General features: G+C 44.6%; 9 protein-coding genes and 1 pseudogene. 1 reads left to right on the forward strand and 9 read right to left on the reverse strand.

Features of this window, described 5'->3' with window-relative positions; all coding sequences use genetic code 11:
• The first annotated feature begins 340 nt into the window (after nucleotides 1-340).
• Nucleotides 341-466, forward strand: coding sequence for a hypothetical protein (locus AC075J_RS13140; RefSeq protein ID WP_007037420.1), 126 nt, complete (start codon nucleotides 341-343; stop codon nucleotides 464-466).
• Between the two features lie 152 nt (nucleotides 467-618).
• On the opposite strand, the gene AC075J_RS13145 is transcribed toward AC075J_RS13140, so the two are convergent.
• The 9 genes and pseudogenes from AC075J_RS13145 to AC075J_RS13185 all read right to left on the reverse strand — a co-directional run.
• Entirely contained in the window at nucleotides 619-1,107 is a 489-nt protein-coding gene (locus AC075J_RS13145; RefSeq protein WP_002569239.1) for a hypothetical protein, read from the reverse strand.
• 114 nt (nucleotides 1,108-1,221) lie between these two features.
• The gene (locus AC075J_RS13150; RefSeq protein ID WP_002569240.1) at nucleotides 1,222-1,527 is read right to left on the reverse strand and encodes a hypothetical protein; all 306 of its coding nucleotides are present in this window, start codon (nucleotides 1,525-1,527) and stop codon (nucleotides 1,222-1,224) included.
• A gap of 163 nt (nucleotides 1,528-1,690) precedes the next feature.
• Complete coding sequence (locus AC075J_RS13155) at nucleotides 1,691-1,831, reverse strand: Maff2 family mobile element protein (RefSeq protein WP_022788348.1); 141 nt, start codon at nucleotides 1,829-1,831, stop codon at nucleotides 1,691-1,693.
• A 194-nt stretch (nucleotides 1,832-2,025) separates the two neighbouring features.
• Nucleotides 2,026-2,196 (reverse strand): hypothetical protein, encoded by a 171-nt coding sequence (locus AC075J_RS13160; RefSeq protein ID WP_164468384.1) that lies wholly within the window; start codon nucleotides 2,194-2,196, stop codon nucleotides 2,026-2,028.
• Nucleotides 2,189-3,980: pseudogene (locus tag AC075J_RS13165) on the reverse strand (VirD4-like conjugal transfer protein, CD1115 family). Before AC075J_RS13165 ends, AC075J_RS13160 begins: the two are co-directional and overlap by 8 nt.
• On the reverse strand, nucleotides 3,977-4,459 hold the full coding sequence (locus AC075J_RS13170) for a PcfB family protein (protein ID WP_107572487.1): 483 nt from the start codon (nucleotides 4,457-4,459) through the stop codon (nucleotides 3,977-3,979). Before AC075J_RS13170 ends, AC075J_RS13165 begins: the two are co-directional and overlap by 4 nt.
• A 94-nt stretch (nucleotides 4,460-4,553) precedes the next feature.
• The gene (locus AC075J_RS13175; RefSeq protein WP_015529213.1) at nucleotides 4,554-4,772 is read right to left on the reverse strand and encodes a DUF5348 domain-containing protein; all 219 of its coding nucleotides are present in this window, start codon (nucleotides 4,770-4,772) and stop codon (nucleotides 4,554-4,556) included.
• Between the two features lie 24 nt (nucleotides 4,773-4,796).
• The gene (locus AC075J_RS13180) at nucleotides 4,797-5,765 is read right to left on the reverse strand and encodes a DUF6017 domain-containing protein (protein WP_015529214.1); all 969 of its coding nucleotides are present in this window, start codon (nucleotides 5,763-5,765) and stop codon (nucleotides 4,797-4,799) included.
• A gap of 444 nt (nucleotides 5,766-6,209) precedes the next feature.
• Nucleotides 6,210-6,562, reverse strand: a 353-nt coding sequence (locus AC075J_RS13185; RefSeq protein ID WP_476390403.1) for a substrate-binding domain-containing protein, incomplete at its 5' end; no start/stop codon positions are given.

Consider the following 6,562-nt stretch of genomic DNA (forward strand, 5'->3'; position numbering starts at 1 on the left):
ACCTCCTTTCTGTGCGTGGTGTCCTCTCACTAATAGGAGAAAAACAGGGTGTGAAGCGGAACTGTTTTTGAAAAATCCGAAAAATATTTTGAGGGGTTTTTCAGCGGCGCAAGCCGCATAAGCAGGGTTTGGGGAAGGCACTCCCCAACAAGATTCCCGCAGGGGCAAAATGAGCGATAAGCGAATTTTGGCACCTCGGTAGAATCTTGCTCTAAGAAACTGCCGGCCTGCCGTTCACTTGCTACTGCCACTTTTTCAGAAAATCTATAACCAGCTTTTTTTATAAAAGGCTGCGGGCTGGCGTTTTTCCCTTACTCCCTACAAACCACAAAAGAGCAGAATGGACGGACTTTCCGGCAAGAACTTTTCCGGCGGCTCGGTCTTTCCCGACAATAAGGCGTTTCGGAAGCTGCGTTTTGCCCGCTGTCTGAAAAAAATGGCAGCCTTTTTTGGTTTCACTGTCTAATACGGAACTTTTGGAAATTTGCCAAAAATGGACGCAAAAAAAGCAGCAAATCTTTTTCGGATTTACTGCTTCATGTGCCGCTGCGGTGCGGCGGGATGGATATTCAGTTGAAATAAAAGAGGATGGTGGTACTTTAGTCTATCGACTCTTTACTAACTATTAGGTAATCTTGAAAGATTTTCCTTGAATTTATCTAAAGAATGTTCATTGTTTCCCGCAAAAATAAGTGGAATTGTATATTCATATGATATGCCATTTTCATAGTCCGATAATTGTATTTTTATAGTATCATCCCTCTCATCTTTAGGTGCTATATATATGAATGAATTTTTATTTATATCAGATATTTTCCCTTTTTCAGAAGAAACAGTATAACCCCAGTCTGTTAAATTTGTCTTTATTGTAACTTCTGTTTCTGTTTCTTTTCTAGTCTGCAATGCTGTTTTATCGATTTGGATATCAAAAGGAGTCGAACCTAACAATTCACTGTTTATATTTACAAGTTCTTCTCCATTTGTTTTAGAAATATTAGATTCATCTTCATAATTTTGTTGAGATTCATCTTTTGGTGTTTCTCTGTTACATCCTAATAAAAAGCATAAAATAATTAGTACTAATACAGAAAGTTGTTTTTTTTGCATTTATTTCTCCTTTCATATTATCAAAGAAAGCACTGAGAGTACTTTCAAGAAATTATGAAATATTCTCAATGCTTTCTATTTTTTGATTATAAACTTGCCGGTAATGATACTATGTTAATTTATCTCTTTCGCGTAACCTTTGTTGCAATATACACATGCACCATTCACCCATTTGTGAGACATTTCAATCGTCTCAACTTCATAAATGCTTACTTCTCCACAAATTAAACATTGTTTGTAATTATATACATGACGTGTCGCACATTTATCCCAGTCATCATATATACCAGGCATTTCATCTTCATATCCATAGTACTGGGGAGAACCCCAACTATGAGTATGAGCGGCAAATACAGTCATTGGAGCAGCTACAATTCCAGCTACTACTGAAAGTGCTAAAATAGATTTTCTTAAATTCATAAGTTCCTCCCTTTCCTTAAAAATACATAGCTCTTTGTTACATTGTCATTTTAACATAATAATTGGTAAAATGCAATAATTTATTTTCTATTTACGAGAAAATACTGTGCATATTATCTTATTTAGGAATAGTTAAGGCGGCTACCTAAATCTTTTTATTACTTTACCGCACATGAGCATTTGCACCCGGATTGTCGTTTCCATATCCCTCTAAGAGGTTGATAACGCCCCAAATGCCTAAGCCTGCGCCCAGTGCGATAACAAGGGTCTGTAATACGTCGATAGCAGAGTTAAAAAATTCCATAAAGCTCCTTTCTGCCGCAAATGCGGCTTGCCCCATAAAAGGGCATAAAAAACGGCGGTCAGTTTTGTAACTGCCGCGGTCATAAGTCCCCGCGCTGCCTATGTGTCTGCCGCGCGGCGGTATTCAGTTTTTAAGTATGGGCGTTATGGATTTTCCAGTAGGGGCGCGTATTCTGTAAGTTGTCTGTTTCTTTGTTACTGCGTCAATTCCTCCTTTCGCTGCTGCTCATACAGGGCTTCACACCGTTTTACAAACTGCCGGATAGCTGTCTGTCGCTGTTGCTCCCGTCGCTCGGCAATGAAAATAAGCCCGTTTATGGCTTCTGTGATTTTCTTATCCTTTTTCTTTCGGATACGTCTATTCATGGTCGGTGTCCTCCTGCAAATCTGCTTCACTGATTTCGTAATAGTCAAAGGGTTCGTCCGGCTTCACAAGGGCGGGTCTGCGCCTTAAATGCTTTTCCATATCAAAGGTATTTTTCTTGTCATAGTCGGACAGGTATTTATAGTTGGGATGCTTTGTAATATCATACTTATCAGAGAAGAACGGGCGCACCCCTCGTAGCTGCAAGATACATTTCCCGCCGTCCATGACTGCAATTTCATCTTCCGTCATAAGCTGCTTGCCTAACTTCTGATAGTTCAGCCCATGCGATACCTCGCGCCCCCGGTTCTCGGAAGTGTTGAAGCTGTCAATGGTTTCTTTCCCGAAGATTTCCGACATTTCTTTGAGGGTGGTTTTCTCCTTGCCGCCCAAGAAAAGGGTGGTGTCGCAGTTGCCGGCTGATGGTATCGGCGTTGTCCTTATAGATTGCCTTTAACTGGCTTTGCGACTGTAAGATAATCGACGCGGAGATTTCCCGGCTTCGTATGGTGGCTATGAGCTTTTCAAACTTCGGTATCTGCCCGATATTTGCAAATTCGTCTAACAGACAGCGCACATGGACGGGCAGCCTGCCGCCGTATTCATTATCTGCCTTGTCGCAAAGGAGATTGAAAAGCTGTGTGTAAAGGATTGATACCACAAAGTTAAAAGTATCGTCGGTGTCGCTGATAATGACAAACAGAGCGGTCTTACGGTCGCCTATGGTGTCAAGCTCCATTTCATCAGTTTCCATAAGGTCGCGCAGTTCCTTAATGTCAAAAGGGGAAAGCCGCGCACCGCAGGAAATGAGGATAGAGCTTCGTGTCTTTCCCGCAGATAACAGGAATTTCTTATACTGCCGGACGGCAAAGTGTTCCGGGTCTTTTTCCTCCAACCGTTCAAACATAAGGTCAACGGGGGACTGAAATTCCGGGTCGTCCTCGCGGGCTTCCGACGCATTTATCATTTCAAGCAGCGTCGTGAAGTTCTTTTCTTCCTCCGGGGCTTCGTACCAAATGTAGCCGATAAGGGCGCAGTAAAAGAGCCGTTCCGATTTTACCCAAAAATCCTCCCCGGCTTTTTCCCCGTCCCCTTTGGTGTTGGCAATCAAGGTATTTACCAGTTTCAAAATGTCTTTTTCGCTGCGGAGATAGGCAAAGGGATTGTATTTCATGCTTTTTTTGAAGTTAATCGTGTTCAGCACTTTTATCCGGTAGCCGCCCCGCTGTAAGAGCTTCCCGCACTCGACTAAAACCGTTCCTTTCGGGTCGGTTACAACGTAGCTGCTGTGCATTTGCATTAAGTTGGGCTTCACGAAAAATCTCGTCTTTCCGCTGCCGCTTCCCCCGATAACAAGGATATTTTTATTCCTTGCATACTTCGGCTGCTTCGGGCGGCTGTTCATGGTAAGCCGTTCCGTCTGCGTCAGCAGCACGTTATTCTGAAATACCGGGTCGGTGTAGGGCTTAATATCTTCGGCAGTCCCCCAACGGGCAGAGCCGTATTCGATACCTTTCCGGTATTTCTTCGCGTTCTTGCCTTTGAAGTACACCATAAGCCGGATAAGGACAGCCCCCGCAATACCGATAAGCAAATCCATAGGGGCAAAACTCGGAAGCGGGTTTGCAAAAGCCATAGAAAATCCCTCCCCAAGCGACAACACCTTGCCGGACAGGTCAGCCCCCGGCGAAAGGCGTACCGCCTGCCCGACTTTATCAAAAAGATACACAAAGAACAGATAGGGAATGTTGGGAAGCAGCAGTTTTTTCCAGTTGATAGCGTTCATCTTGCAATCCCCCTGTCTTTGTTTTTTACTTTGTCCCGCTGTGTGTTCAGAGCCGCCGCCTTTTCTTTGAGGGAAACAATCAGCTTTCGGATAGGGGGCTTTTGTTCCTGCGTCAGTTTCTTTGCGGAAAACTCCTTGAAAGCTGCGGTCAGTGCGTCCGCGTCCCGTCCCTTGAAAAACACAAGATAGCGGGGCGGGGTTTCGGTGCTGTCTTTCTTTAGGGCAAAGTCAATCCCGTATTTTTTCGCCGTACTCTCAAAGGCTTTGATATTGTCCTTTGTGATTTCAATGTTGGAAACGCCCGCGTTCTGCTTCATAAGCTGCTTTAGGGTCTGCTTTCCATGCGGGATTTTCTGTCTGTCATGCTGCTTTTTCATCTGTGCAAGCAGGGCTTTCATAGCCTTTTGGAGCTGCTGCGCCGTCAGCTTCCCGGTCTTGATGTAAAGGGCTATGGTCTTTTCGTTGGTTTCCTCCTGCAATGGGTGTCCTCCTTTCGTGTTCTATGGTGGTATGCCCGCCGCCGGGAAGCGGGGCGGGCATGAAAAAAAGAGCGTCCGCTTTCACGCCGCCCTGTTAAATCCGTACCCGCAGCCCGGAAAGGTCTGCCGCCCGAATACCTACAAGATACCAGTTGTCCCCGTACTCCATACGGGTAGGCTTCCATTTGCCCCGCACAAAGACCTCCATGCAGTCGCCGCAATGCAAACCCCCGTAATAGTCGTTTACGTCAAAGCGAATGTCGTAGCGGTCAGCGGTTTCATCAAAAATCAAAGCTCCTGTTCTCTGTGTCATCATAAAATCCTCCTTTAGGTTGGTTTACAGGCTTTCGCCCTCGTTGCAGGTGTAATCGGGTATGCCCTTGCTTCTTGCCGACTGGATAGTGCGCCCGCCGTACATATCGTGAGATACAAGGGACGTGTAATAGCTGCCAATCGTAGACGGGGCATTGAAAAGGGCAGCTTTCATGTACTGCTTGATGTTGCGGATTTTGGTGGTGTTTTCCTGCATACAGTCCAGTACAAAGCGGATATGTTCGCTGTTCAGTTTCATAAATTTTGCTTTTACAAGCTCTGCCGGGTGGTCGTCCCCGGCGATACGGATTGTTCTTCGTTTGGTGCAGACGGTTTCAAGAATAAGGGCAAGGATTTCCTCTATCCTGTCCCGGTCAAGGTATCTGTCCTGTATCAGATAGTCGTACTCGATATTGTCCTTGATGATTTCCTCATACACGCGATATGCGTCTGTCGTTTCCTTTCGCTTCCGTTCCGGCGGCTGTGCCGCGTCCTCTAAGGGAAAGGGATTTAGGGAATGGAAAGGAATGGAATGGGTACTTAATATATCTGTATTTAATTTTTCTTTTGTTGGTAAGTTAGTCTTTAATAGTTCTTTATTTAATTGCGTTGGATTTTCCAACGTAGGTTTTTCCAACATAGGCTTTTCCAATGTTGGATTATCCAATGTTGGTTTTTCCAATGTAGGTAAATCCAACTTAGGCGGCTGCTCATAGATAACATACGTTGTACCGCGTAAGCATCCTTTCTCATCACGTTCCCTTGAACGCTGTATATATCCGGCATTTTCCAGTTCCCGTACTGCTTCCCGGATAGCGTCAATCTTTTCCCGGTTGATAAGGGACAGTCCTGCAAGGGTGTAGTCCCAATCTTCGGGAAGTGAGAGCATTTGCGACAACAAGCCCTTTGCCTTTAAGGAAAGCTCCTTGTTGCGTAAATGGTGGTTGCTCATAACGGTATAACCTTTGTTCTTTTCCACGCGGAAAACTGCCATAGCTTCGTCACTCCTTTTCGTTGGATTTGTTACGCAGTAGAAACGCGGTTTTGAGGGGAAAAGGTATCAACCCTTGTCTTTCTCATTTCCACGCTCTAAGAGCCGCATAAATCAAGGCTTTGTTTGCCCTTACTGCGTAACACGAGGGCATAAAAAAAGCAGCGTTCCTGTTCTCCTGTGTAGGAGTGAGAAACGCCGCCTTATAGGTGGTGCTTATTTTATTTTTTCTTTTCGACGTGCCGCGTAAGGTGGTGCAGCGGTCTATCCGGGCAGTCCGCAGGTGCTTTTTGCATATCAAGGCTCAATTCGTTAAAAGTAGTAAATGAGTAGTAAAATCAATCTGCAAACCTGCGAATATGCCTGCAAATCAAGCATTTTTCAAGACAATCAACTAATTTACTCTTACATCTGCAAAAGCAGTCGGATAATCTCTGAATATTTTATTTAACTGTAATCCGCATTCAGATAAACTTCATCTCTGCGGTGGAAACCTCCTTCAATGATCACCTTATCTATATTCTCTTTTGTCACTGCAGTTGGTTCAAGGATGCAGGAAGGAATCTCATAAGTTCCGTCATTTACTGTTTCTGTCACATCTTCCAGTTCTGCAACTCCCTTTCCACTACCCATTTCCACTGCATATTTCGCTGCTTTTCTTGCCAGATCTTCAATTGGTTTAAAAGCAGTCATATACTGTGTTCCTTCTACTATTCTCTGACAGGCTGCAAGATCTCCATCCTGACCTACAACAACCACATTTCCGGCAAGCTGATTCTCTGCCAGTACCTGTACGACCT

The sequence above is a fragment of the Blautia sp. ZXY-1-C6 genome, assembly GCF_056339875.1.